Consider the following 403-nt stretch of genomic DNA (forward strand, 5'->3'; position numbering starts at 1 on the left):
GTCATCATCTTCCGTGGCATGAACGACATGAACGCGGACAACATCAAGTCGCTGGAAGGCTTCGATATCGCGTGGTGGGAGGAAGCCCAGACGGCCACGCAACGGTCGCTTGACCTGCTGCGCCCGACCATCCGCAAACCCGGTTCGCAAATCTGGGCGACATGGAACCCCCGCAAGCGATCCGACCCCATCGACGTGATGCTGCGACAAGACCCGCGCTTCGACGCCGAGCGGACGGTCGTCAAGGCCAACTGGTCCGACAACCCGTTCCGTGGACCCGAGCTTGAAAAGGAACGCCTGCTCGATCTGGCCGGGGACGAAGACCGCTATCGCCATATCTGGGAAGGCGACTACGAGGCCGAGAGCGACATGCAGTTCATCGGCGGCGGCCTGGTCCGTGCCG

Annotated in this window: 1 protein-coding gene; it reads left to right on the plus strand. The window is 63.0% G+C overall.

What is annotated here, in order from left to right:
- On the plus strand, positions 1-403 hold a 403-nt coding region (locus Q8G36_RS28680), incomplete at both ends, for a phage terminase large subunit (RefSeq protein ID WP_305275356.1).

The organism is Peribacillus frigoritolerans (assembly GCF_030676415.1).
In the GTDB taxonomy this organism is placed as follows: domain Bacteria; phylum Bacillota; class Bacilli; order Bacillales; family DSM-1321; genus Peribacillus; species Peribacillus frigoritolerans_A.